The organism is Massilia varians, assembly GCF_027923905.1.
Taxonomy (GTDB): Bacteria; Pseudomonadota; Gammaproteobacteria; order Burkholderiales; family Burkholderiaceae_D; genus Telluria; species Telluria varians_B.
Genome location: NZ_AP026966.1, coordinates 3,121,705 through 3,145,185 on the forward strand (window position 1 = coordinate 3,121,705; position 23,481 = coordinate 3,145,185).

Below are 23,481 nucleotides of genomic sequence, written 5' to 3' on the forward strand. Positions count from 1 at the left end.
CCCGCCCGCCCGCATGGCCGGGCCCGCCGAGCACGGGCCAATTGTGCGCGCCGCGGGCCTCGTGGACCGCACACTAGCCGTTTTGCCGTATGCGGTGGGATGGAGTGGCGGATGGAATACCTGTTGAGTAACAACGACCTTGAAAACTGGACGGTGGCGGTCGCCGTGTTCATCGGCACGGCCACCGCGATGGTCGTCCTGCGCATGTTCTTCCTGCGCCGGCTGGGCAATATGGCGCATCGCACCGTGACGCGGGTGGACGACCTGGTGGTCAAGGTGCTGGAGCGCAGCTACCTGGTGTTCCAGCTCGCCATCGCCGCCTATCTCGCCAGCATTTTCCTGGTGATGCCGGAAACCTGGCGCCTGGTGGTGTCGCGGATGGCGGTGGGCTCGCTGATCCTGCAACTGGGCATCTGGGGCGATACGGCGCTGCGCGGCTGGCGCAGCCAGCTGCTCGCCACCCCGGGCGATGGCGCGCGCAAGGCCTCGAGCACCATCCTGTTCTTCATGATGCGCCTGGTGGTCTGGACCGTGGCCTTCCTGATGACCCTGGATAACTTCGGCTTCAACATCACCACCCTGGTGGCCAGTCTCGGGATCGGCGGCATCGCCGTGGCCCTGGCGACCCAGAACATCCTCGGCGACCTGTTCGCCTCGCTGTCGATCATGCTCGACAAGCCCTTCGAGGTGGGAGACTTCATCATCGTCGGGGACGCCCTCGGCGCGGTCGAATACATCGGCCTGAAGACCACGCGCCTGCGCGGCCTCGGCGGCGAGCAGATCGTGTTCTCGAACGGCGAGCTGCTCAGGAGCCGGATCCACAACCACAAGCGCATGGCCTCGCGCCGCGTCGCCTTCGTCCTGCGGGTCGCGTACGGCACCAGCGAAGCCCAGGTGACCGCGATCCCGGCCATGATCCGCGCGATCGTCGCGGCGCGCGCCGATGCCAGGTTCGAGCGCGCCCACTTCTTCCGCTACGGCGACTGGTCGCTCGACTACGAGGTGGTGTACCACTTCGAGAGCCCGGACTACATCCTGCACATGGACGCGCAGGAGCAGATCCTGCTGGAGATCTACCGGGCCTTCCAGCGTGAAGGCATCCAGTTCGCGCACCCGCTGTCGGTGGTGCGGGTGGCCGGCGCCCACGATCCGGCCGGCGGGTGGCCGCCGGCCGCGTTGCCTCCCGGCGACGCCCTGCGCCACTAGCACGCGGCGGTATGCGCCGGAGCGGTCCTACAGCACCGAGCCGGACAGTCCTATTCCGCTGCCGAGGCCGGCGGCCTAAGATGGACTCACCTCTTCCGGAACTGGCACGCCGCAGGACGCGGCGGCAATAGCCGGAAGAGACTTTCAGCAACCCTGTCATCGATAAAGGAGAACATCATGGCATCGAACAACCAGGGCAACAGCAAGCGCGGCTTCGCCTCGATGGACCAGCAGCAGCAGCGTGAGATCGCCTCTCAGGGCGGCCGCGCATCCGGCGGCGGCAACCGGGGCAATGCACAGAGCGGCCGCGGCGGTAACTCGCAAAGCGGCGGCGGCGGCAATGGCGGCGGCGGCCGCGGTTTCGCCTCGATGGATCCGCAGCGCCAGCGCGAAATCGCTTCGCAGGGCGGACGTGCGGCCCACGCTTCGGGCAACGCCCACGAGTTCACCTCGGAAGAGGCGCGCGAGGCCGGCCGCATGAGCCACAAGAACGACGGCAACCAGCAGAGCGGCAACCGCGGTAATTCGCAAAGCGGCGGTGGCCGCGGCGGCAACCGCTAAACGCGGCGCCTGATCTCCCCATAAGGCCGAAAGCGGCGCGGCGTCTCCGGACACCGCGCCTTTTTTGTGCCCAACGCCTGCACGGTGATCGCCAACGGCTCCGCTTACTGGCGCGATGATCTCGCTGCAAACGATCGCCGCGTGGGCGGCCCAACCGGTATCGAGCAGCATATTGTCCGGTGGAGCCGCCCACCCTACAAAACCGGCCACGCAAAAAAACACGGCGGCGGAACCCGCAAGGGTCCGCCGCCGTGCCGTCGCCAGCCAGCGCCGCCGGGTTCCCGGTGCGCTGGCCGCTTACCCTGTCATGCGGACTTCGCCACCGGCACCTTAACGGCTTTCACCGGCAGGACGTCGACCTTGGCCGCATCCTGGTTGGCCGGCAGGCGCGCGTGGCGGCCCGGGACGGCGCTGTCGATCAGCTCGTGCATGCGCGACGCGGTCAGGTCCCAGGACGTGTTCGCCACCACTTCGCGCATGCGCTTGGCCATCGCCTGGCGCTCGGCTTCGCCCAGGGCCAGCTGGCGTTCGCAGGCGGCGATGAACTCTTCCGGCGTGGCGGCGACCGCCACTACGTCGCCGTACGGCACCTTGACGTCGGTGATCGGGGTCGACACCGCCGGCAACTCGGCGGCCATGTACTCGAGCACCTTGGTCGGCGAGATGAACTTGGTCGAATCGTTCATCGCGAAGGGCAGCAGGCACACGTCCCAGCCGGCCAGGAACTTCGGCAGCTGGTCGTAGCTGCGCTGGCCCATGTAGTGCACATTGGGCTGCTTCGGCAGCGTGGCCGGATCGATCTTGACGACCGGGCCCACCATCACGATCTGCCACTCCGGATGGGCGTCGGCCATCTTCGACACCAGATCAACGTCGAGACGCTCGTCGATCACGCCATAGAAACCCAGGCGCGGGTGCGGAATGTGGGCCTGGTCGGGATGCGAGATCGCGCGGTCCTGGGCCTGGCGGAAGTGCTTGGCGTCGACGCTGCTCGAGAAGCAGTGCGCGTTCGCGTGACGGTCGCGCTTGGACTGGTACAGGCTGGGGCCGCCGGTGAAGACGACGTCGGCCATGTTCAGCAACGCGCTTTCGCGCTGCAGCAGCTGTTTCGGCGCGTTCTTGAACATTGCCAGCTCGTCCATGCAATCGTAGACGATCTTGGACGGGTTCAGGCCCTGCAGCAGGGGCAGCGCCATCGGGGTGTAGAACCAGACTACCGGCTGCTCGCCGCTCGGCACGAGGTCGGCCAGCAGGGTCTGCAGGGTCGGGAGCTGGTCATCGTGGAAGCCAGGTGCAGGGATGGCGGTATGCGGCTGGCACACCGTGATGTTCGGCGCAACGGCCGTCTTCTTCAGGTATGCCTGTCCTTCGCTATACACCGGTTCCTCGACAAACAGGATATCGTAGTGTTCCGCCAGACGGGTCATCAGGTGCTGGGGGCGCTGGAACACGAAATCCCAGCGCAGATGGCAAAACACGATCAAGGTCGGCATCTTCATTTCCTTTCGCCTTCGTGGCGCTATTTTGTTGGCAAAGCCTGGCGTTTTCTCTCTGTGGCCAGTTCCCGGCGGCGGCCATTTGCGGGTCAGTCGCACACCGGACCCGCTAATCGTAACATGCAAAATTGCCATTATTTTCATTTATGCAATGCAATATTGCTAACGAGAAATCGTGCAACCAGATGTTACAAGGCCCTCTCATAGGAGAGAGCCTCCGGATGAGCGCACTCATGTAGGGAGGCTCCTACAGCCATACAAGAAAATCCACTACGAAAAGTCATCGTCGTCTTTACCGTGCGCTAGCGTCGGCAGCGCTGCCATCAACCCGGCTGGTAGGGTTCCGCACCTTCGGCATGCCCGTCTTCACTGAACCCGGTAGCCACCGATACGCCCTCCAGGCCCAGCGACAGCAGCGCATCGCACAGGTTGTCGATCTCGGCGCCGAGGTCGGCGGCCAGGTCGACCGGCGTCTCGACGCTGCCCCAGGGCGTGCCGCCGTCGAGCGCGTACAGGTTGATGCGCAGGACAATATGCTCGCCCGCGTCGAGGGGCGCGACGGCCGCATGGACCTGATCGGGCTCCAGGTCCTTGGCAGCCAGCGTGCGCGCGATCTCGGACAGGATGCCGAGGGTGGTCAGCTCGCTCACGCCCTGCTCCTTGGCGCCGTAGAACAGGTCCTGGTAGAGGAAATCGACATGGATGTCCTCGGGCGTGCGCCCGAGCAGGCGCCGCACCAGCGGCGCGGCCCCGGCGGTCCAGGCGCGGAAGCGCTCTTCGCGCGCCGCATACCAGGCATCGGCGCCCGTCTCGTCCTTTGGCACCGCATAGAACGGGTCATCCAGGCGCTTGAGCGAAAAGCCCAGCAGGAAGCGCAGCTCGAGCGCCGATTCGTCGGGCGCGAAGCGCTCGCCGGTCCAGCCGCGGATGCTGGCTTCGATGGCCGGCGCCGGCTGCAGCTTCTTTTCCAGCAGGGTGCCGGCAGCCTCGCGCAGCATCTCCTGCAGGGTCGAATAGGTGACGTGGTCGATCTCGGCCAGGTCGTAGGCGTGCTGCACCAGCACCAGCTTGCCGCCGGCGCTCTCCAGGCCGGCAGGATGGAAGCTGTTGGCCAGCGTCTCGAACGCTTCCTCGTCCTGGAAGGTCTCGGCGGCCTGCAGGCCGCCTTGCGTGCGCACGAACAGCGGGATCAGGAAGGCGTCGATCTCGTACTCGACGCCCTTGCCCTGGCCGTCCTCGCGGCGCAGGCGCAGGTTGGCGGCTTCCTCCTCGATGCGGCCGCGCAGCAGGCGGCAAGCCTCGGGGTCGGTATAGCGCGCCACCTCGATCGCTTCGTACAGGGCCTCGTCGCGCTTCTTGCGCAGCAGCTTGCGCACCGCTACCAGGAGTTCCTCCTCGCGTTCGTCGGCACTGCCGAAACCGGGCGCCTCCTCCCTTTCGGCGATCGCCAGGGCCAGGTCGGCCAGTTCCTGCGCCAGCGAGGCCTTGTCGGGCTCGCGCGGATTGTTGGAGGTACGGGGCAGCGGACGCTTATTCTTGGGCATGGCATGGCTTGGTGATGATTGGAAGCGCCATGTTAGCGCATCGGCACCGATGCAAGGGGCCGCGCTGCATGCAGGAGCCCCCAATGAGCAGCCGATGCGCAGCCAATACTCGCTCGGCAGTACCATGGAGTGTTATGCTTCAGCCAAAACACGCCTGGAGTCCAATAATAATGCTCGACCGATTCTTCAAACTCACCCAAAGCGGCACCACCGTCCGCACCGAACTGCTTGCCGGCCTCACGACTTTCCTGACGATGGTGTACATCATCTTCGTCAATCCCTCGATCCTGGGCGACGCCGGCATGCCGAAGGAATCGGTGTTCGTGGCCACCTGCCTGGTGGCGGCGCTCGGCACCGCGGTGATGGGCCTGTATGCGAACTACCCGATCGCGATGGCCCCAGGGATGGGCCTGAACGCCTATTTCGCCTACGCCGTGGTGCTGGGCATGGGCATTCCGTGGCCGGCGGCGCTGGGCGCGGTGTTCATGTCCGGCTGCCTGTTCATCCTGGTCTCCCTGCTCGGCCTGCGCGGCATGATCGTCAACGGCATCCCGAAGTCGATGCGCGTGGCGATCACGGTCGGCCTGGGCATGTTCCTGGCGCTGATCGCGCTGAAGAACGCCGGCATCGTGGTGGCCAGCCCGGCGACCCTGGTCAAGGCCGGCGACCTGCACAAGCCCGAAGCGATCATGGCCATCGTCGGCTTCTTCGCCATCGTCGCCCTCGACCGCCTGCGCGTGAAGGGCGCGATCCTGATCGGCATCGTGCTGGTGACGGTGCTGTCCTTCTTCTTCGGCGGGAACACCTATAACGGCATCTTCTCGGCCCCGCCTTCGATCGAGCCGACCCTGTTCAAGCTCGACATCATGGGCGCCCTGTCGGTCGGCATCATGAACGTGGTGCTGGTGTTCTTCCTGGTCGAGCTGTTCGACGCCACCGGCACCCTGATGGGGGTGGCGCGCCGCGCCGGCCTGCTGGTCGAGGGCAAGATGGACCGCCTCAACAAGGCCCTGCTGGCCGACAGCGGCGCGATCGTGGCCGGCAGTGTGCTGGGCACCTCGAGCACCACCGCCTACCTCGAAAGCGCCTCGGGCGTGCAGGCCGGCGGACGCACCGGTCTCACCGCCCTCACGGTGGCGGTGCTGTTCCTGGCCTGCCTGTTCATCGCGCCGCTGGCCGGCGTGGTCCCGGCCTACGCCACCGCGCCGGCCCTGCTGTTCGTCGCCTGCCTGATGCTGTCCGACCTGGGCGAGGTCGAATGGGGCGATTCCACCGAGAGCATCCCGGCCGCGGTCACCGCGCTGGTCATGCCCTTCACCTTCTCGATCGCGGAAGGCATCGCCTTCGGCTTCATCAGCTACGCGGTGCTCAAGCTGCTGACCGGCCGGGCACGCGAGGTGGCGCCGGTGGTGTGGGTGATCGCCGCCCTGTTCACCTTCAAGATCGTGGTGATCGGCACCTGATGCCAGACAGGCAGGCCGCCCAAGTAAACCGTGGCGAACGTGTCCCAAAGCATCGTTTTTCGCGTGCTTTGGGATACAATGTCGCGCATCTTGCTGGCAATACGGTGCTTATGAAACACTTCAAATTCCCTGTAACGCTTCTCGCACTCGGCCTGTGCACCGTGCACGGCGCCGCCCGCGCCGACTTCGACCTCCCGAGCGTCGGCAACGTCCACGCCCCGATCTCGGTAACCAAGCCCGAGATTCCCGAAGGCGGCTGGTTCACGTCCGCCGAACTGGGCGCGATCACCACTTCGGGCAACACCACCGGCACCTCGGTGACGGGCAAGATCGACGCCCGCCACGAGACCGCCAACTGGAGCCACGAATTCATCGTCAGCGGCTTCTTCAAGGAAGACGAATACGAGAACGACGACGGCAACATCGAGCGCAGCAAGTCGGCCGAACGCTTCGCCGCCTCGGCCAAGGCCTCGCTCAAGCTGCTCGGCGAGAACAAGCGCGCCTTCGTGATCGGCTCGCACGTCACTGACCGCTTTGGCGCCTACAGCCGCTATTCCTCGATCGCGGTCGGCCACGGCTCGCGCTGGCTGAACACCCCCGATACCTCGCTCGACGTCGAGATCGGCCCGGGTTATTTTGCCGGCGAGCGCGCCACCGGCGAGGACGAGAGCGGACTCACGGTCCGCGGCGCGGCCCAGTTGCGCTGGCGCGTCAGCCCGTCCGCCTTCTTCGCCCAGACCGTCAGCGTCGAGAAAGGCACCTCGAACACCCGTTCGGTGGCCGAGACTTCGCTCAGCACCAAGATCAATTCGACCATGCAGATGAAGGCCGGCTTCAGCGCGCGCAACGACAGCAGCGTGCCGGACGGCAAGAAGAACACCGATACCCAGACTTCGCTGACGATGGTCTATTCGTTCTGAGGCGAGGCGCCTGGACGATGGCAAAAGGGCCCCGATCCGGGGCCCTTTTGCCTGGTCAGCGCGGGAGCGCTTGCGCCGGCGCCCTGGCGCCCCCGACCGCCAGCAGGGCGAACAGGCTGAGCAGCGCCGCCGCGGTCAGGTAGTAGCCGACCCAGGCCAGGCCGTAGTTGGTGGCCAGCCAGGTGGCGATGTAAGGCGCCAGCGAGGCGCCCAGGATGCCGGCGAAGTTGAAGGTCAGCGAGGCGCCCGTATAGCGCACCTCGGCCGGGAACATCTCGGCCAGCAGGGTCCCGAGCGGCCCGTAGGTGAAGCCGACCAGGCAGAAGCCCAGCACCATGAAGCCGCCGACCGCCGCCGGCGTGCCCGCGCCGAACAGCGGCCCGAACAGCAGCCCGAACACGGCGATCGCCGCGCTCACCAGGATCATCGCCATGCGTCTGCCGTGGCGGTCGGCCAGCAGCGCCGAGGGCGGGATGGTCAGGCCGAAGAACACCACCGCGACCAGTTGCATGGTGAGGAACTCCTGGCGCGAAAAGCCCAGCCTGGTCGTGCCCCAGCTCAGCGCGAACACCGTCATCAGGTAGAACACGACGAAGGTCGCCAGCGCGACGATCGTGCCGAGCACCAGGGCGCGGGTATGGTCCTTCAGCACCGCCAGCGCCGGCAGCTTAACCCGCTCGTTGCGGTCGAGCACTTTCTGGAAATCCGGGGTTTCGGTAATTTTCAGGCGCACGTACAGCCCGACCAGCACCAGGAGCGCGCTGGCCAGGAAGGGAATCCGCCAGCCCCAGCTGAAGAAATCCGCGTCGCTCATCAGGCTGCCCAGCAGCAGGAAGGTGCCGCCCGACAGGAAGAAGCCGATCGGCGCCCCCAGCTGCGGAAACATGCCGTACCAGGCGCGCTTGCCCGGCGGGGCGTTCTCGGTGGCCAGCAGCACCGCCCCGCCCCACTCGCCGCCCAGGCCCAGGCCCTGGCCGAAGCGGCATAGGGCCAGCAGCAGCGGCGCCAGGGTGCCGATCGCGGCATAGGTGGGCAGCAGGCCGATCAGCACGGTGGAAATGCCCATGGTGAGCAGGGCCGCGACCAGGGTGGCCTTGCGCCCGATGCGGTCGCCGAAGTGCCCGAAGACGGCCGAGCCCACCGGGCGCGCGAAGAAGGCGATGGCGAAGGTGGCCAGCGACTGCAGGGTCGCGGCGGCCGGGTCCGCGGCCGGGAAGAACAGCCGCGGAAACACCAGCACCGCGGCGGTGGCATAAATGTAGAAGTCGTAGAACTCGATGGTGGTGCCGATCAGGCTCGCGAACAGGACGGTACGCGGCTTGTTGGCCGGGACGGCGGCGCCAGCCTCGCTCATGCGGCACCGGCCTGGGCCAGTGCGACGCGTACCTCGTCGGCGGCGACGGGACGCACCACGCGCGCCACCTCCTGCCCATCCTTGAGCACGACCACGGTCGGCCACAGCTTGATGCGGAACGAGCGCCCCAGCGGGCGCCCCGGGCCGTCCTCGACCTTGAGGTGGCGTACGCCCTGCCCCGCGGCCAGGGCCTCGTCGATCAACGGCTCGGCGGCGCGGCAGTAGCCGCACCAGTTGGCGCCGAAATCGAGCACCACGGTGCCGGGCATGGCGTCGACGGCGCTGCGTTCGGGCTGGGCGGTTTCATAGGGTGCGGACATGCGGGTCTCCTTGTTCTGCTGCCGTTGATATCGATACTGCAAGCGTACCTCAAAATGTTGCCGCCGGCACGCCCCCGCGGGTCGATGCCGGGGCGGGAATCGCGCGCAAGGTGAAACAGCGTACGGAACGCGGCAAGCGCGGCTGGCACTCTGGGGGCAAGCAAAGTCAACCAGGAGGCCATCATGTCCGACAATCTGCAGAACCGGGGCGCCCAGGACCGCGCCCGCATCAACGTCCACGAGGAGTGGGAAGTGCGGCACTGGACCGAAGCGCTGGGCGTGAGCAAGGAAGAGCTCGAGCATGCGGTGAAACAGGTCGGCCCGAGCGCCGAAGCGGTGCGCGAGCACCTCAAGCGCCACTGATCCAGGCGCGCGGCGCAGGCTTGGCGCCTGCGCCGCGCTGCCGCCCCGCCCTTTCCGCGCTTGCACGCAGCACCCCGCCGTCGATGGGGGCCGCGCGCGCGTCCCTGCAGTATCCGTCCTGCGGCGTCCCCGCATGCCACTCTCCTTCTTCCGGCACGCGGCCGGCGCCGGGCCGTCCGATGAGGAGTCCCGCTTGAACAATCTTCCGCAACTGTTTGATAATCTAGACATCTGCCTGCCGAACGCCCTGTTTGCGGTCGCCGCCACCGTCGCCAGCTATGCGCTGATGCATGGGGCCCTGGTCCTGTTCCGCCGCCGCCTCGCCCAGCTCAGCGCGGAACACCAGCACCGCACCATCGCCCAGGTTCTGGCCAAGACCCTGGCCCACACCGGCGTGTTCGCCATCCTGGCCACCTCGATCCTGATCGGCCTGTCCGTGCTGGACCTGCCCGAACCCTGGAACACGCGCCTGGGCCACCTGTGGTTCTTCACGCTCGGCATCCAGATCGCCGCCTTCCTGCACCGCGCCGTCAAGATCGGCGCGCGCCGCTATTTCCTGAGCCATGGGCGCGGCGCCGCCGACGACCAGGTCACGGTCGCCCACACGGTCGTGATCTGGCTGCTGCAGACCACGGTCTGGGTCGTGTTCGTGCTGGCGATGCTGGCCAACCTGGGCATCAACGTCACCACCTTCGTCGCCAGCCTCGGCATCGGCGGCGTGGCCATCGCGCTGGCGGTGCAGAACATCCTGGGCGACCTGTTCGCCTCGATGTCGATCGCGGTCGACAAGCCTTTCGAGGTCGGCGACTTCATCACCGTGAACGGATTCAGCGGCACCGTCGAGCACGTGGGACTGAAGACGACGCGCGTGCGCGCCCTCGGCGGAGAACAGATCATCATCGCCAATGCCGAACTGCTGCGCAACACGGTCTACAACTACCGGCGCATGAGCACGCGCCGCATCGTGTTCAGCCTGCGCGCCAGCCCGGCCACGCCGCGCGCACTGGCGGCCCGGGTGCCGGACATGCTGCGCGAGATCATCGGCAGGCACGCGAAGGCTTGCTTCGACCGCGCCCACCTGAAGACCCTCGACCAGAACTGGATCGAATACGAGATTGTCTACACCATGCTCGATGCCGACTACAACCTGTACATGGACACCCAGCAGGCCATCAACCTCGACGCCATGCAGATGTTCGACGAGCTGGGCATCTCGACCGCTCCGCGGCCCCGCCACGTGCTGCTGCAGGAAGCACCCGAGGCGCGCGACCTGCGCGAGACGGAGCAGCCGGCCGCCAACGAAGACACGCCGGACGCGCCCGCCACGCGCCCGCGCCACCTCAGACACTGAACCGAAGGGAAACGCGATGAACCAGCCGACACAGCAGCAGGAAGCGCCGGGAACCGAAGCGCAGCTCACGCCCAAGGCCGACCATGGCGAGTCGAGCTACCAGGGTTCGGGCAAGCTGAAGGACAAGGCCAGCGTCATCACCGGCGGCGACAGCGGGATCGGCCGCGCGGTCGCCATCGCCTTCGCGCGCGAGGGCGCCGATGTCCTGATCTCCTATCTGAACGAACACGAGGATGCGCGCGAGACCGCGCGCCTGGTCGAGGAGGCGGGCCGCAAGGCGGTGCTGGTGCCGGGCGACCTGGCCGACCCGGCCCACTGCCGCGCCATCGTCGACCGGGCGGTGCAGGAATTCGGGCGCATCGACGTGCTGGTCAACAATGCCGCCTTCCAGATGACCCACGATTCGCTCGAGGAGATCCCCGACGACGAATGGGACTACACCTTCAAGGTCAACATCACGGCGATGTTCCACATCTGCAAGGCAGCGCTGCGCCACATGCAGCCGGGTTCCTCGATCATCAACACCACCTCGGTCAACTCGGACAACCCCAAGCCGACCCTGCTGGCCTATGCCGCCACCAAGGGCGCCATCGCCAACTTCAGCGCCGGCCTGGCCCAGCTGCTGGCGTCGAAGGGCATCCGCGTGAACTCGGTGGCGCCGGGCCCGATCTGGACGCCACTGATTCCCGCCACGATGCCGCCCGACCAGGTCGAGAGCTTCGGCCAGCAGGTGCCGATGAAGCGGCCCGGCCAGCCGGCCGAGGTCGCGCCGGTCTACGTGCTGCTGGCCTCGAACCAGGCCAGCTACATCTCGGGGGCACGTATCGCGGTGACGGGCGGCACCCCGATCCTGTAGCCAGGCTGTCAGTCGGCGCCGCCGGCGCGGCCCTGGGCCGAGGCGCTGGCGTCCAGCGACAGCGAGGCCGAGGCGCCGGCCCGGGCCGGCTTGTCGACGCTGCCGGACCCGGAAGCCGAACCCGACGCGCCGCCGCCGCCCGCCGCGGCCCCGTTCAGCGAGGCCGCACCGCTGCGGGCCAGTCCCGTACCCGAGCGCAGGCCGGTGCGCGCCTTGTCGGCAGCGCCTGCCGCGCCACGCCGGGCGGCAGCCCCCCGCCGGTCCGCTTGACCACGTGCCGCGTCCGAGCTCTGGCGCGCGCCCGCCGCGGCATTGCCTGCCAGCCTGCCCGCGCCGGCCGCGTCCAGTCCCAGCCTGCCGCTGCCTTCGACGGAGGCGCCCGTGCCGGCAGCCGTGGTCCGCCCAGCCTCGGCACGCTGCGCCAGTGCACCCGCGCCCGATACGGCGGCGGACACCGTTCCTGCCGCCGTATCGGGCAGGCCTGGCTGCTCGCCAGCTGCGTTGGGGACGCCTTCGGCAGCGCCCTGTGCGCCGGTCCGCAGCGCGGCGCTGCCCTTGCCGGCACCATCCAGGCCCACCGAACGCAGTTGCGCAACACGGCTGGCGGCCGCATCCGCTGCGCCGTCGGCCGCGTCGCGCGCGGCGAGCTCACCCGTGCCGCTTGCGCTGCCCGAGACTGCGCCCGAGAGGGCGCCGCTCACGCTTGCGAGGCCGCGGCCGGCGCCCGCCGCCTGCGGCTCGGGACGCGCTTCACGCACGCGCTCGACCGTCCGGCTCGCCATACCCCGTGCCGAACCCGCGACGTCGGCATCCAGGCGGCCGGCGCCACGCACCATGCTCGCGGCATCGATGCCGCCCATGCGGCTCAGGCCGCCGCCGACCATGCCGCCGGCCGAGCCGCCCAGGCCACCGCCCAGCAACTGGGCGTGGGCGCAGGCGCTGACGCCCACGCTCAGGGCAAGGGCGAGTTGCTGGACGATCTTCGTGGTGTTCATGCTGTTCTCCTTGTCAGTGGCGCGAGTGAGTTCGCTGCCGATACAAGGAGAACGAACTGCTGAGCCGGATTATTCCATCGACGTAAGAATTTTTTTTTGGCGCTGTTCGCGCTAGCTGTAGAACTTGAACTGTCGAGCTAAGCAGATGTCCAACCTGGACCGAATCGCCAGGAGGATCGATGCGGCCGACAGGTTTTACCCGACTGCTGCGCAGTTTGCCGCTGCTCACCCGGCAGCAGCGTGCCCGGCTCGCCGCGGCATTACAGCCGGCAATCGGGATCTAATCGGATCTTCCACACGTAATGGGAACAGCGCCAATTCTTTTCAGCGCAGTTGCGCAGGGTCGATCCGGACTCCGGCGCCGACCACGCCGTGGCCGGTCGCATTGCTGATGCTCCCATTCTGGCCGGCAGCAGCTTCACGCGCGAGCTGGGCCAGCGCACGGCGGGCGCCGTCGCGGTCCGGGCGCGGCAGCTGGCGCGCCAGCAGCCCCGCAACGATCGGCGCCGCGTACGAGGTGCCGCGCACCTGGCGGTATGGCGGCTTGCCGGGCACGGCACTGACCATCTGGCTGCCCGGCGCCGCGAACATCACCTGCGGCCCGCGGCCGGCCTCCGGCAGCGGCTGGCCGCGGCGGTCGACCGCGCTGACCCCGACCACGCCGGGATAGCTGGCCGGATACAAGGGCGGTGCGGCCGGCCCGTCATTGCCGACCGCCGCGACGAGCAGGTGGCCGCGGCTCAGCATCGCCTCGACTGCCCGCGCGAGGGCGGCATTGCGTGGTCCCACCAGGCTGAGGTTCACCACCCCGACCTGTTCGCGGGCCAGCCAGCCCAGCGCGCCAAGGATACGCTCGACCGAACCGCCGGTCGGTTCGTCGCAGTAGACATCGGCCGCGTACAGGCTGCCACCGGGCGCCGCGCCGGCGAAATGCACGGACCGGCCGACCATCAGCGCGGCCACGGCGGTTCCGTGCGGCGCCGGACGCTGCGCGCCGTCACAGCCCCACTGGCGGATCTCGACCTCCTCGAACACGGCGTGGGCGCGGTCGACGCCGCTGTCCACCAGGCCGACCCGAAGCGCCGGCCCGGCTCCTGGCGTCCATACCGGCGCAGCCTGCGCGCCGCCCTGCGCCCCGCTGCCGCTGAATACATGGTTGAAGTCGTAGACGCCGCCCGGGTCGGCGGCGCGCAACTTGTCCAGCAGGCTGGCAATGTCCGGTCCGCCGCCCGCCGGCACGCTGAGCACGACCAGGGTTTGGCCGAGGTCCGCAAAGTCCTCATGGCGCGCCACCGCCAGTCCGTCCGCGGCGGCTGCCTGCAATCCTGCCGGGGTGGGCGACCAGGCCAGGATTTCGCCGCGCACCACCACGTTGCCGAAAGGATCCTGTTGCAGGCGGTTCGGGTGGCGCGCCAGCAGGCCTGCAAGATGGTCGGCACGCGCGCGTTCCAGCTCGGGCAGCGGCGCCCGGTCCAGCAAGCGCTCGAGCGGGCGCCGCAGCTCGCCCGGCCCTGCCGGGCCGACCGGCTTTGGCAGGTGCAAGGACGGCAGCGAAGGCAGCGACGGCAGGCCGAGCTGGGCGCGCGCCGGCGCGGCGGCGGCAAGCAGCAAGCAAGCGAGGAGCAGGCGACGGGGAAAACGGTCCGATTTCATGCGTGGATCATATATTATTGCGCCGAAGATATGTATTAACGAGCGAGCGAGGGAAGAAAATCCCGCGGCAGCACGTTTTACCTGAAGAGACCGACGAGACTGACGAGAATGCTAGCAAGCGAGATTGCTTCCCTGCTCCCGCGAATGCGCCGTTTCGCGCGTTCGCTCACCTACCATCGCGAAGACGCGGACGACCTGGTGCAGATCGCCATGGAGCGTGCGCTCGGCCGCAGCGAGCAGTACACGCCGGGCACGCGCCTGGACAGCTGGATTTTTCGCATCATCAAGAATGCCTGGATCGACGAGCTACGCAGCCGTGCCCGGCGCGACGAGTTGTTCGCCCCCGAAGAAGCGGGCGAACAGGTCGGCGACGACTTCGCGCAGGCCCACCAGCAGCGGCTGGCGATCCAGAAAGCGGTGAGCCTGCTGTCCGCGGAGCACCGGCTGGTGGTCGGCCTCGTGCTGGTGGATGGGCTGGGCTACAAGGAAGCCGCCGACGTGCTCGAGATCCCCGTGGGCACCCTTACCAGCCGCCTGGCCCGCGCCCGCGAAGCCCTGCAACAGACCCTGTCCGACCAGACGAAAGCACGACCATGAACTACGACGACGATACCCTGATGGCCTATGCCGACGGCGAACTCGACCCGCAGCAGCGCGCCGCCATCGCCCAGGCCATGCAGGACGACCCTGCGGTGGCGGCCGCCATCGCGCGCCACCAGGGCCTGCGCGGCGACGTCTCTAGCGCCTTTGCCGGAATCCTGGACGAGCCGGTGCCGGAGCGCCTGCAGGCGCCGGCGCCTGTCGGGATGCACGACCTCGACGCCGCGCGCAACGCACGCGAAGCGCTCCGCCGGCAGGAACAGGAGCGCCGGGAACGGCGCCGGGCCTGGCCGCAATGGGGCGCCCTGGCCGCGTCGCTGGCCGTGGGAGTGCTTGCCGGCAGCCTGGGCTCCGGCTGGTTCGGCGCCGCGGACGAGCTGGCACTGGCGCGCGACGATACTGGCGAACTGAGCGCACGCGGGCGTCTGGCGCAGGCACTGGACCGGCAGCTGGCGCAAGACCCGGGCACGGGAGATATCCGGATCGGCCTGAGTTTCGTGGACCGGTCGGGCGCTTACTGCCGCAGCTTCCAGCTGGGCGGATCGAGCGGGCTGGCCTGCCGCGAAGGCCGCAACTGGCGTGTGCCGGTGCTGGCCGAGAGCGGCGCGGCTGCGGGTGACTACCGGCAGGCGTCGGCGCAGCTGCCGCCGGCCGTACTCGATGCGATCGACGCCCGCATCAGCGGCGCCACGCTCGACGCCGCCGCCGAACGGCTGGCCCGGGAGCGCGGCTGGGAGGCAGCTCGTGCTGCTCGGTAGTAAAGATCGTTCGCCGCGGAAACCTGTTAAGCTTTCGTCACGTTCAGCCAACACAGCCAGCCGCCATCCCAGCCAACACGGATGAAGACCCGTACCTACCTGTACCTGATGGCGGCCGCCATCCTGATCCCGGTCGCCCTGGCGTTCTGGATTGGCGTGTCCATGCTGCTCGACTGGGAGCGCGAATCGCGCATCCAGCGGGTGCAGGAGACGGCGCGTTCCACCGCCCTGCTGGTGGACCGGGAAATCGCCGTCAAGGAAGCGCTGCTGCGGCTCATCGCCAATTCCGAGGCGCTCGAAGAAGGCAATTACGCACGCGTATACCGGCTCGCCAGCCGCCTGAACAGCGACGATCGCCTGTCTTGGACGACGCTGGTGAACGAGCGCTACCAGCCGACCTTCAATACCCTCATGCCCTACGGCACTGAACTGAAGGGGGCGACACGGCACTATGTCGACGAGGTGCTGCGCACCGGGAAAACACGGGTGTCCGGCTATTTCTTCGGGCCGACGTCTAAGCGGGCGGTGGTCTCGGTGGACCTTGCCTCGCCGCCGGGCCGGGGGCCGCGCTACGTCGTCAGCCAGATCTTCGACGCCCGCTACTTCGAGCGGGTATTCGCGAGCAGCACCCTCGATCCCACCTGGCTGGTCGGCGTCTTCGACGCCAACGGCGTGACGATCGCGCGCAACCGCAACGGCGCCACGTCCGCCGGCAAGCCGATGCATCCCGAGATGCGCCTCGCCGCGCAGCACGCCGGCAGCGGCGTGCTGCGCCACGTGACCCATGAAGGCCTGGAGGTCTACGGCGTCTATACGCGCGCGGCGGCCAGCGGCTGGACGGTCGTGATCGGGGTGCCGGTTGCCGAGATCGAATCGGCCGCGCGCACCGCCGCCACCTATGCCACGCTGGCGCTGATCCTGCTGATGGGCCTGGCGCTCCTGACCGCCGTCTTCTTCGGCAACAAGCTCTCCAACGCCCTGCAACAGGCCGGCAGCGTCGCCAACGCCCTGGCGCGCGGCGCGGTCGCCCGCCCGCGGACGACCAAGGTGGACGAAGTCGACGCCCTGCTCGACGGCCTGCACTACACCAGCGAGGCGCTGGCGCGCGAAAGCGCGGCGCGCCAGGCGCTGCAGCACGAGCGCGAGCAGCTCCTGGTGAGCGAACAGCGCGCGCGCCGGGTAGCCGAGGCCCAGAGCCGGGCCAAGGACGGCTTCCTGGCCATGCTGGGACATGAGCTGCGCAATCCGCTGGCGGCGATCTCGGGGGCCATGAGCGTGCTCGACATGCCGGGCGTGAAACCGGAACTGGCGGCCAATGCGCGCGAGATCAGCCGGCGCCAGATGCGCCACCTGGTCCGCATCGTCGACGACCTGCTGGACGTCCAGCGCATCCTGTCGGGCAAGATCGTCCTGCAGCGCACGCCGGTCAACCTGACCGAGGTGCTGCGCTCCTGCGTCGAGGCCAAGCGCCTGGTCGACGCCGGCAACCATCATTGGCACGCCGAGCTGGCGCCCTGCTGGGTCGACGGCGACCGCACCCGCCTCGAGCAGATCGTCGACAACCTGCTGCACAACGCCATCAAGTACACCCCGGCAGGCGGCAGCATCACGGTGCGTTGCAAGACCAGCGGCCGGGAAGTCGTGGTGGAGGTCTGCGATACCGGCGTCGGCCTGGCGCCCGAGCTCCTGCCCCAGATCTTCGACGTGCTGGTGCAAGGCCCGACCAGCATCGACCGCGCCCAGGGCGGCCTCGGGCTCGGCCTGGCCCTGGTGAAGGAACTCAGCGCGCTGCATGGCGGCAAGGTTTCGGTAGACAGCGCAGGCCAGGGCCAGGGATGCACCTTCAGCCTGGTGCTGCCACTGCGCCAGGATCCGGCGCTCGGTGCAGCGGCCGCTAGGCAAGCGGATGGCGCGCAGGCGGCGCGTCCCACACTCGACCCGGCCTGAGCCTGTAAATCAGGGGCTTCGCCCATACGTGTTCATTGTCGACCGCTTCATGGACCGTGCCGTCATGCGAATTTTTCTCCGCAGCCTGCTGCTGGCCCTTGTTCTGCTTGCCGTCTGGGGCCTGCTCGAGCCCTGGGTGCGCCATGCCGCGTATGCGATGCGCCCGGCCGCGATGCCGGCGCCAAGCGTGCTCGCCATGCCGGTGAGCGGCGTGCGGCCGAAGGCGCTGCGCGACACCTGGCATGCCAGCCGCAGCGAGGGCCGCAGGCACGAGGGCATCGACATTTTCGCCAGGCGCGGCACTTCGGTGCGGGCCGCCACCGAAGGCATCGTGCTGCGGGTCGGGACCAACCGCCTCGGCGGGCAGGTGGTGTGGGTGCTGGGGCCCGGCGGCCAGCGTCACTACTACGCCCACCTCGACGGCTACGCGGACGTGGCGCCGGGCATGCGCGTGGAGGAAGGTCGGGTGCTGGGCTACGTCGGCAATACCGGGAACGCGCGCGGCACGCCCCCACACCTGCATTACGGGGTCTACGACAAGACCGGGCCGGTCAATCCCTATCCGCTGCTGCGCGGTGGCGCGCCGGCCCGGACGGCGCAGGCCGGCCAGCCTTAAATAATTTCCTCCTCGCCCGAGCTGGGCGGCGGGGGCGGCACGTCCGGCAGCTGGCTGGGGGGCGGCGCGGTCTGTAGCGGCGCCGGCTGCACCGGCACCGGCTGGATCGGCGCGGCCGGCTCGTCCTCGTCCTCGATCGGGGCCGGGTCGGGCACCTCCGCGCCCTCCATTCCTTCTTCGATTTCGAGTTCGCCCGGGCCTTCCTCGACGTATTCCGGTTCCTGGTGGCGGCGCGGCGGCGGGGTGCGCCCGCCCGGCAGCAGTGCGTTGGGGTCGAGCTTGCCGCTGTCGTAGGCGCTGCGCATGAAGTCGCCCACCAGCAGCAGCGCATTGTGGCCGCCCTGCCCCCAGTAACTGCTGCGCATCGTCACACGGTTGTCGTTGAAGCCGACCCAGGCGCCGGCCACCAGGTTCGGGTGCATCAGGATGAACCAGCCGTCGGTATTGTTCTGGGTCGTGCCGGTCTTGCCGGCCAGGTCGCCCTGCACGCCGAAGCGGTAGCGCACGCCGCCGCCGGTGCCGCGGTCGACCACGCCGCGCAGCATGTCGATCAGGCTCAGGGCGGCGTCCTGCGACAGGGCGCGCTCGGGCGCATCCGGCGCGAAATCGGCAATGGTCTTGCCGTCGCGGTCGGTGATGCGGCGCACGAACACCGGCTTGCGGTATTCGCCCTGGGCGGCGATGGTGCTGTAGGTGCTGACCATCTCGAGCAGGGTCACCGGGCTGGTGCCCAGCGCCAGCGAGGGCACGGCCGACAGCTTGCTCTGGCGGATGCCCATGCCCTGCGCCAGGCGCACGACCGGGCTGACGCCGACCTGCTGCATCACCTGCGCGGTGATGGTGTTCTTGGAGTAGACCAGGCCGTCGCGCATGCTCATCATGGCGCCGCTGTTGCCCGACATGTCGGTCGGGCGCCAGACCGTGCCGCCCACGCGGATGTCCTGCACCACGTCGCGGTAGGTCTGGTCCGGCGGAATGCCGCTCTCGAGCGCGGCGGCGTAGACGATCGGCTTGAAGGTCGAGCCGGGCTGGCGCGCGGCCTGGGCCACGTGGTCGAACTGGTCGCGCTCGAAGCTGCGGCTGCCGACCCAGGCGCGCACTTCGCCGGTGTGCGGGTCCATCGCCACGAAGCCGGCCTCCAGGCGCGACTTGGTGGCCTTCAGTTCGCGCATGAAGGCGCGGTCGCCCTTCAGGCGCTTGAGCGCGGCGGCCGGCGCTTCGCCATCCTCGACGGCCTGGCGGTATTCGCCGCTCTCGCGTACGAACGCGTCGAGCTCGCGCCCGTGCGAACGCCAGTACCAGGCAAAGGGATCGACTTCGCCGCGCATCGAGGTGTACATGCCGGCCGAGGTCGAACGCGGCATGCCCTGGTAGGCCCACTCGACGTCGGCGATCGCCTGCAGCGTGTTGGCCTGGCGCTCGACCGCGCGCACGGCGGCCGCCTGCAGGTCCATGTCGAGCGTGGTGTGCACCACCAGGCCGTCGAGCTGCAGGTCGTAGTCGTTGTCCTGGGCCCAGTCGAGCAGCCACTTGCGCACGTAGGCGGTGAAGTGGTCGTCCTTGCCGCTGCGGTCGTTCAGGCGCGCGAAACGCACCCGCAACGGCCGCTTGGAAAGAAGCCGGTAGCGCTCTTCGGAAAACGCCCCATGCTTGGCCATCTGCGACAGCACCACGTTGCGGCGCGACCTGGAGCGCTCCGGATTGGCCACCGGGTTGTAGTAATGGGTGCCCTTGAGCATGCCGACCAGGGTGGCCGCTTCCAGCACGTCCAGTTTGGCGGCCGTCTTGCCGAAATAGGTGCGCGCCGCCATCTCGATGCCGTAGGCGTTGTACAGGAAGGGCACGGTGTTCAGGTAGGCCTCGAGGATCTCGGTCTTGCTGTAGGTGTTCTCGATCTTGATCGCGGTGATCAGTTCCTTCATCTTGCGGTTGATGCTGCGCGCCCGGCCGATCTCTTCCGGGAACATGTTGCGCGCCAGCTGCTGGGTGATGGTCGAGCCGCCTTGCGGGTCGCCCTTCACCGTGGCCACGAAAGCGCCGGCCACGCGCCGGAAATCGACGCCGTGGTGGTCGTAGAAGCGGTGGTCTTCGGTCGAGATCAGGGCCTTGATCACGTGCGGCGAGATCTGCGACAGCTTGACGCGCTCCTGCAGGCCCTTCTCGAAGCTGCCAAGCTCCTTGCCGTCGCTGGACAGGATCACGCTCGGACGCGCGGTGCTGGCCTGGCGCAGGTCGTCGATGCCCGGCGTGAGCGGGATCAGGATCACCAGGTAGAGAAAGAAGGCGGTCAGGCCGGCGGCCAAGCTCCACAGTCCGATCAGGAGCGCCTGCTCCCAGCGCGGGCGGTCGCGCAGGCGCGCCTGCGCCATCGAATAGCCCGCCCGGGCGCGTCCGCGCGCGCCCTCGAACAGGCGCTTGCCATGCTGGCCGAGCGCGGCGCGGTGCGCGCCGCCAGGGGTGCCGGGGTTGTCCTGTCCGGTCTTGTCGTCGGCGCCGGCGCGGGTGCCGCTTCTTTCTTCCTGATCCACTATAGAAATCCTTGCTGCGATTGCCGTTGAAGCGCACGGTGCCGTGCGCGTTGCGTATGCGACAAGTATAGCTGACCGGCGCGACAACCCCGGTCCGGCTCGCCAGCGATCGCGTCAGCCCTGGGCGTGCCTCAGGCATCGACCGGGCTGGGCTCCACCCTTCCCTTGCGCAGCAGTGCTTCGACCGTTTGCACCGGCTCCGGGCGGCCATAGATGTGGCCCTGCACCTCGTCGCAGCCGTAGGCGCGCAGGGAGTCGAGCTGCTCGATGGTTTCGACGCCCTCGGCGATGACCTGCATGCGCAGTCCATGGGCGAGCGAAATGATGGCGTCCACCATGGCGGCGCCGTCCGGGCTGACCATGTCGCGCACGAAGGAACGGTCGATCTTGAGCACGTCGACCGGAAAGCGCTTCAGGTAAGCCAGGCTCGAGTAGCCGGTGCCGAAATCGTCGATCGACAGCTTCACGCCCATGGCTTTCAGGCAGCGCATGGTCTCGATCGCCGTTTCGACGTCGGCCATCATCATGCTCTCGGTGAGCTCGATCTCGAGGGAGTCGGCTCTCAAGCCAGTCTCGTCGAGCACCGTGCGCACGGTCTGCACCAGGTCGGGCTCGGAGAATTGGCGCGCCGACAGGTTGACGCCGATCCGGAGGTTGCCGAGGCCGGCACGCTGCCAGTCGCGGTTCTGGCGGCAGGCCGCGCGCAGGGCCCAGGCGCCGATCGGCACGATCAGGCCGGTTTCCTCGGCCAGCGCGATGAAGCGCTCGGGCCGCACGGTGCCGAAATGCGGATGGCGCCAGCGGATCAGGGCCTCGGTGCCGACCACGCATCCGCTGCCGAGCTCCACCTGGGGCTGGAAATAGAGCTCGAACTGGTCCTCGCGCAAGGCGCTGCGCAGCGCGCCTTCCAGGGCCAAGCGGTCGATGGCATGCGCATTCATGTGCGGGGCGTAGAACTGCACCGCGTTGCGGCCGGTCTGCTTGGCGCGGTACATGGCCACCTCGGCATGCTTGACCAGGGTTTCCGGATCGAGGCCGTCGGCCGGATAGCCGGCCACCCCGGCGCTGGAGCCGAACACCAGGGTGTGGCCGTCGACCTCGAGCGGCTCTGCGAGGGCCTCGCGCACCGCCTGCAGCCGGGCCGCGGCCTGGCGCTCGTCGCGGCAATCGGTCAGGACCAGCATGAAATCGTCGCCTCCCGAACGCGCCGCCGTATCGGCCTGGCGGATGGCGCCGGCAATCCGCGCGGCAAGGGCGCGCAGCGCTTCGTCGCCGAGGCGCCGCCCGAGCGTGTCGTTGACCAGCTTGAAATGGTCGATGTCGAGCGCCACGGTCCACACCGGCATGCCGTTGGCGGTGGCAATGGCGCGCTCGATGCGGTCGGCCAGCAGCGCGCGGTTGGCCAGGCCGGTGAGCGTATCGTAGCGCGCGCGGTGCGCCAGTTCGGCCTCGTAGCGTTTGGCCATCGTCACGTCATAGGTGGTGACCACGAAGTGTTCGGTCTTGCCGCCCGCGTCCTTGACCGGGGCGATGTAGACCTCGCTGAGCAGCTCGCGGCCGTCGCGCGCGGCCTGGCGCACCAGTGCGTGTCCCTTGCGGCACGCATGCAGGGCCTGGCGCAGCTCTTCCAGCCCGGGATCGTCGACGTCCTGGCGCGTCAGGCTGGCCAGCGGTTTACCCACCAGTTCGCCCGGCCCGTAGCCGAGCGTACGCTCGCACGCCGGGTTGGCGTAGTCGATCGGGTAGCCGTGGCGCGTCGCGCTGACCAGCAGGATCGGATTGGCGGCGGCCTCGATCGCGCGCTGGTGCAGGCGCAGGGCGCCGGCGGCGATCGCCAGGTCGGCGGTACGACGCTCGACCAGGGCTTCGATGCGCCGGGTGCGCGCGCTGCGCTGCTGCACCAGGACCGCGGCGGCCAGGCTCAGGACGCAGCCATAGCCGAGGATCGACAGCGAACCCACCTGGGTGTCGAGGCCGCGCGCCTTGCGCACCGCCGTCAGCTCCCAGCGGGTGCCGGCGACAGAGAAGGCGTGCGTGAGCGTGCTCGGCCCGCCGCCGAGCCAGCGCTCCCAGGCTTCCTGCGGGAGCGGCGCGCCCGGGTCGCTGAACACGGCCACCCGGGCGCCGCGGGCGGTATGGCCATACAGCGTGAGCGCCGCGTCGCCGTCGGACAGCAGGTGCCCCCCATGCAGGCTGCCGCCGACCAGCACGCCGGTGTCGATCACCACCGCCGTGACGCCGAGGGCCGCCGCGCGCCGCGCCGCCATGCCGGCCAGGTCCGCACCGGCGCGGTAGACCGGCATCGCCACGATCATGCCGCGCAGCGAACCGTCGCCCTGCACCAGGCGCAGCACCGGGCTGGCGGTGACTTGACCGGAATCGATCGCGCGCTCGACGGTGGCGCGCTCGACGGGATGGGACAGGACGTCGTAGCCGAACACACCGTCGTTGCTGGCGATCGGCACCACGTAATCGTTGACGAGGTAACGCTCGCGCTGCTGCGCGGGCCGCAGTTGGCCGGTGGAACTACGCTCGGTGATGGTGAAACCGGGCCAGAAGCGGCGCCGCGCCGCTTCGAAGGCGGGACGCTCGGCCCGGCTGACGAAGCGCTGGTACTCGAGGGCGCGCAGGTAGCTGTCCCCGGCCGCGAGCGGCTGGGCGAAGGCATCGAAGGCGTCGCGCGAGACCTGTCCGCCGCCGGCCGTGAACAGCAGGTTCAGCGCGCGCATGTCGTGCACGGCATCGGCGAAGGCGCGCGTGACCGCCGCCGTGCGCACGGCGGTGCGCTGCTCGAAATCGGCGCGCGCACTCTCCTGCTCCAGGCCGCGCGCCACGCCGAACAGCGTCGCCGTCAACGCGAACCCGGCCAGGAGGGTCGCCACGGCAGCGCGCGACAGGAGGCGCCGCCGCTGTAACAGCGGATAGGCGAGCAGCCGATTCATGCCGCCTA

19 protein-coding genes are annotated in these 23,481 nt (G+C 68.8%); 11 read left to right on the plus strand and 8 right to left on the minus strand.

The window, feature by feature from the left end; all coding sequences use genetic code 11:
• Window positions 1-111 precede the first annotated feature (111 nt).
• Window positions 112-1,206: a mechanosensitive ion channel family protein gene (locus MasN3_RS14115; protein ID WP_281907901.1), complete on the plus strand. Its 1,095-nt coding sequence runs from the start codon at window positions 112-114 to the stop codon at window positions 1,204-1,206.
• A gap of 246 nt (window positions 1,207-1,452) precedes the next feature.
• Complete coding sequence (locus MasN3_RS14120) at window positions 1,453-1,767, plus strand: KGG domain-containing protein (protein ID WP_370662367.1); 315 nt, start codon at window positions 1,453-1,455, stop codon at window positions 1,765-1,767.
• A 305-nt stretch (window positions 1,768-2,072) separates the two neighbouring features.
• On the opposite strand, the gene MasN3_RS14125 is transcribed toward MasN3_RS14120, so the two are convergent.
• Both MasN3_RS14125 and MasN3_RS14130 read right to left on the minus strand, forming a co-directional pair.
• Window positions 2,073-3,260, minus strand: coding sequence for a glycosyltransferase (locus MasN3_RS14125; RefSeq protein WP_281907905.1), 1,188 nt, complete (start codon window positions 3,258-3,260; stop codon window positions 2,073-2,075).
• Window positions 3,261-3,586: 326 nt separating this feature from the next.
• A complete protein-coding gene (locus tag MasN3_RS14130; RefSeq protein ID WP_281907907.1) occupies window positions 3,587-4,807 on the minus strand; it encodes a hypothetical protein in 1,221 nt (406 codons plus the stop codon).
• A gap of 170 nt (window positions 4,808-4,977) precedes the next feature.
• Here MasN3_RS14130 and MasN3_RS14135 point away from each other — a divergent pair, with 170 nt between their 5' ends.
• Both MasN3_RS14135 and MasN3_RS14140 read left to right on the plus strand, forming a co-directional pair.
• Window positions 4,978-6,270: an NCS2 family permease gene (locus tag MasN3_RS14135; protein WP_281907909.1), complete on the plus strand. Its 1,293-nt coding sequence runs from the start codon at window positions 4,978-4,980 to the stop codon at window positions 6,268-6,270.
• Window positions 6,271-6,380: 110 nt separating this feature from the next.
• Complete coding sequence (locus tag MasN3_RS14140) at window positions 6,381-7,190, plus strand: DUF481 domain-containing protein (RefSeq protein WP_281907911.1); 810 nt, start codon at window positions 6,381-6,383, stop codon at window positions 7,188-7,190.
• A 55-nt stretch (window positions 7,191-7,245) separates the two neighbouring features.
• Here the strand turns inward: MasN3_RS14140 and MasN3_RS14145 are convergent, their stop codons facing one another.
• Together MasN3_RS14145 and MasN3_RS14150 are read right to left on the minus strand one after the other, a co-directional pair.
• Window positions 7,246-8,544, minus strand: a complete 1,299-nt coding sequence (locus tag MasN3_RS14145; RefSeq protein ID WP_281907913.1) for an MFS transporter — start codon at window positions 8,542-8,544, stop codon at window positions 7,246-7,248.
• Window positions 8,541-8,864, minus strand: coding sequence for a thioredoxin family protein (locus tag MasN3_RS14150; protein ID WP_281907915.1), 324 nt, complete (start codon window positions 8,862-8,864; stop codon window positions 8,541-8,543). The genes MasN3_RS14145 and MasN3_RS14150 overlap by 4 nt, the downstream gene beginning before the upstream one ends.
• A 183-nt stretch (window positions 8,865-9,047) precedes the next feature.
• Here MasN3_RS14150 and MasN3_RS14155 point away from each other — a divergent pair, with 183 nt between their 5' ends.
• The 3 genes from MasN3_RS14155 (at window position 9,048) to MasN3_RS14165 (ending at window position 11,434) form a co-directional block, all read left to right on the plus strand.
• Window positions 9,048-9,227, plus strand: a complete 180-nt coding sequence (locus MasN3_RS14155) for a DUF3606 domain-containing protein (protein ID WP_281907916.1) — start codon at window positions 9,048-9,050, stop codon at window positions 9,225-9,227.
• Window positions 9,228-9,420: 193 nt separating this feature from the next.
• On the plus strand, window positions 9,421-10,578 hold the full coding sequence (locus MasN3_RS14160) for a mechanosensitive ion channel family protein (protein WP_281907918.1): 1,158 nt from the start codon (window positions 9,421-9,423) through the stop codon (window positions 10,576-10,578).
• A gap of 16 nt (window positions 10,579-10,594) precedes the next feature.
• Window positions 10,595-11,434, plus strand: coding sequence for an SDR family oxidoreductase (locus MasN3_RS14165; protein ID WP_281907920.1), 840 nt, complete (start codon window positions 10,595-10,597; stop codon window positions 11,432-11,434).
• Window positions 11,435-11,442: 8 nt separating this feature from the next.
• On the opposite strand, the gene MasN3_RS14170 is transcribed toward MasN3_RS14165, so the two are convergent.
• A complete protein-coding gene (locus tag MasN3_RS14170) occupies window positions 11,443-12,429 on the minus strand; it encodes a hypothetical protein (protein ID WP_281907921.1) in 987 nt (328 codons plus the stop codon).
• A gap of 324 nt (window positions 12,430-12,753) precedes the next feature.
• Window positions 12,754-14,082 (minus strand): S8 family serine peptidase, encoded by a 1,329-nt coding sequence (locus MasN3_RS14175; protein ID WP_281907924.1) that lies wholly within the window; start codon window positions 14,080-14,082, stop codon window positions 12,754-12,756.
• 108 nt (window positions 14,083-14,190) lie between these two features.
• Between MasN3_RS14175 and MasN3_RS14180 the strand changes: the two genes are divergently transcribed.
• The 4 genes from MasN3_RS14180 (at window position 14,191) to MasN3_RS14195 (ending at window position 18,003) form a co-directional block, all read left to right on the plus strand.
• Window positions 14,191-14,679 carry an RNA polymerase sigma factor gene (locus MasN3_RS14180; RefSeq protein WP_281907926.1) on the plus strand — a complete coding sequence of 163 codons (489 nt, stop codon included), beginning with the start codon at window positions 14,191-14,193 and terminating at the stop codon, window positions 14,677-14,679.
• Entirely contained in the window at window positions 14,676-15,440 is a 765-nt protein-coding gene (locus tag MasN3_RS14185; RefSeq protein ID WP_281907928.1) for an anti-sigma factor family protein, read from the plus strand. The genes MasN3_RS14180 and MasN3_RS14185 overlap by 4 nt, the downstream gene beginning before the upstream one ends.
• Window positions 15,441-15,521: 81 nt before the next feature.
• Complete coding sequence (locus MasN3_RS14190; RefSeq protein WP_281907930.1) at window positions 15,522-17,387, plus strand: ATP-binding protein; 1,866 nt, start codon at window positions 15,522-15,524, stop codon at window positions 17,385-17,387.
• A 64-nt stretch (window positions 17,388-17,451) separates the two neighbouring features.
• Window positions 17,452-18,003 carry a M23 family metallopeptidase gene (locus MasN3_RS14195; protein WP_281907932.1) on the plus strand — a complete coding sequence of 184 codons (552 nt, stop codon included), beginning with the start codon at window positions 17,452-17,454 and terminating at the stop codon, window positions 18,001-18,003.
• Here MasN3_RS14195 and MasN3_RS14200 read toward each other — a convergent pair.
• Together MasN3_RS14200 and MasN3_RS14205 are read right to left on the minus strand one after the other, a co-directional pair.
• Complete coding sequence (locus MasN3_RS14200; RefSeq protein WP_370662295.1) at window positions 18,000-20,531, minus strand: penicillin-binding protein 1A; 2,532 nt, start codon at window positions 20,529-20,531, stop codon at window positions 18,000-18,002. The two genes, MasN3_RS14195 and MasN3_RS14200, sit on opposite strands and share 4 nt — an antisense overlap.
• 131 nt (window positions 20,532-20,662) lie before the next feature.
• Window positions 20,663-23,473, minus strand: coding sequence for a bifunctional diguanylate cyclase/phosphodiesterase (locus MasN3_RS14205; protein WP_281907933.1), 2,811 nt, complete (start codon window positions 23,471-23,473; stop codon window positions 20,663-20,665).
• Window positions 23,474-23,481 lie beyond the last annotated feature (8 nt).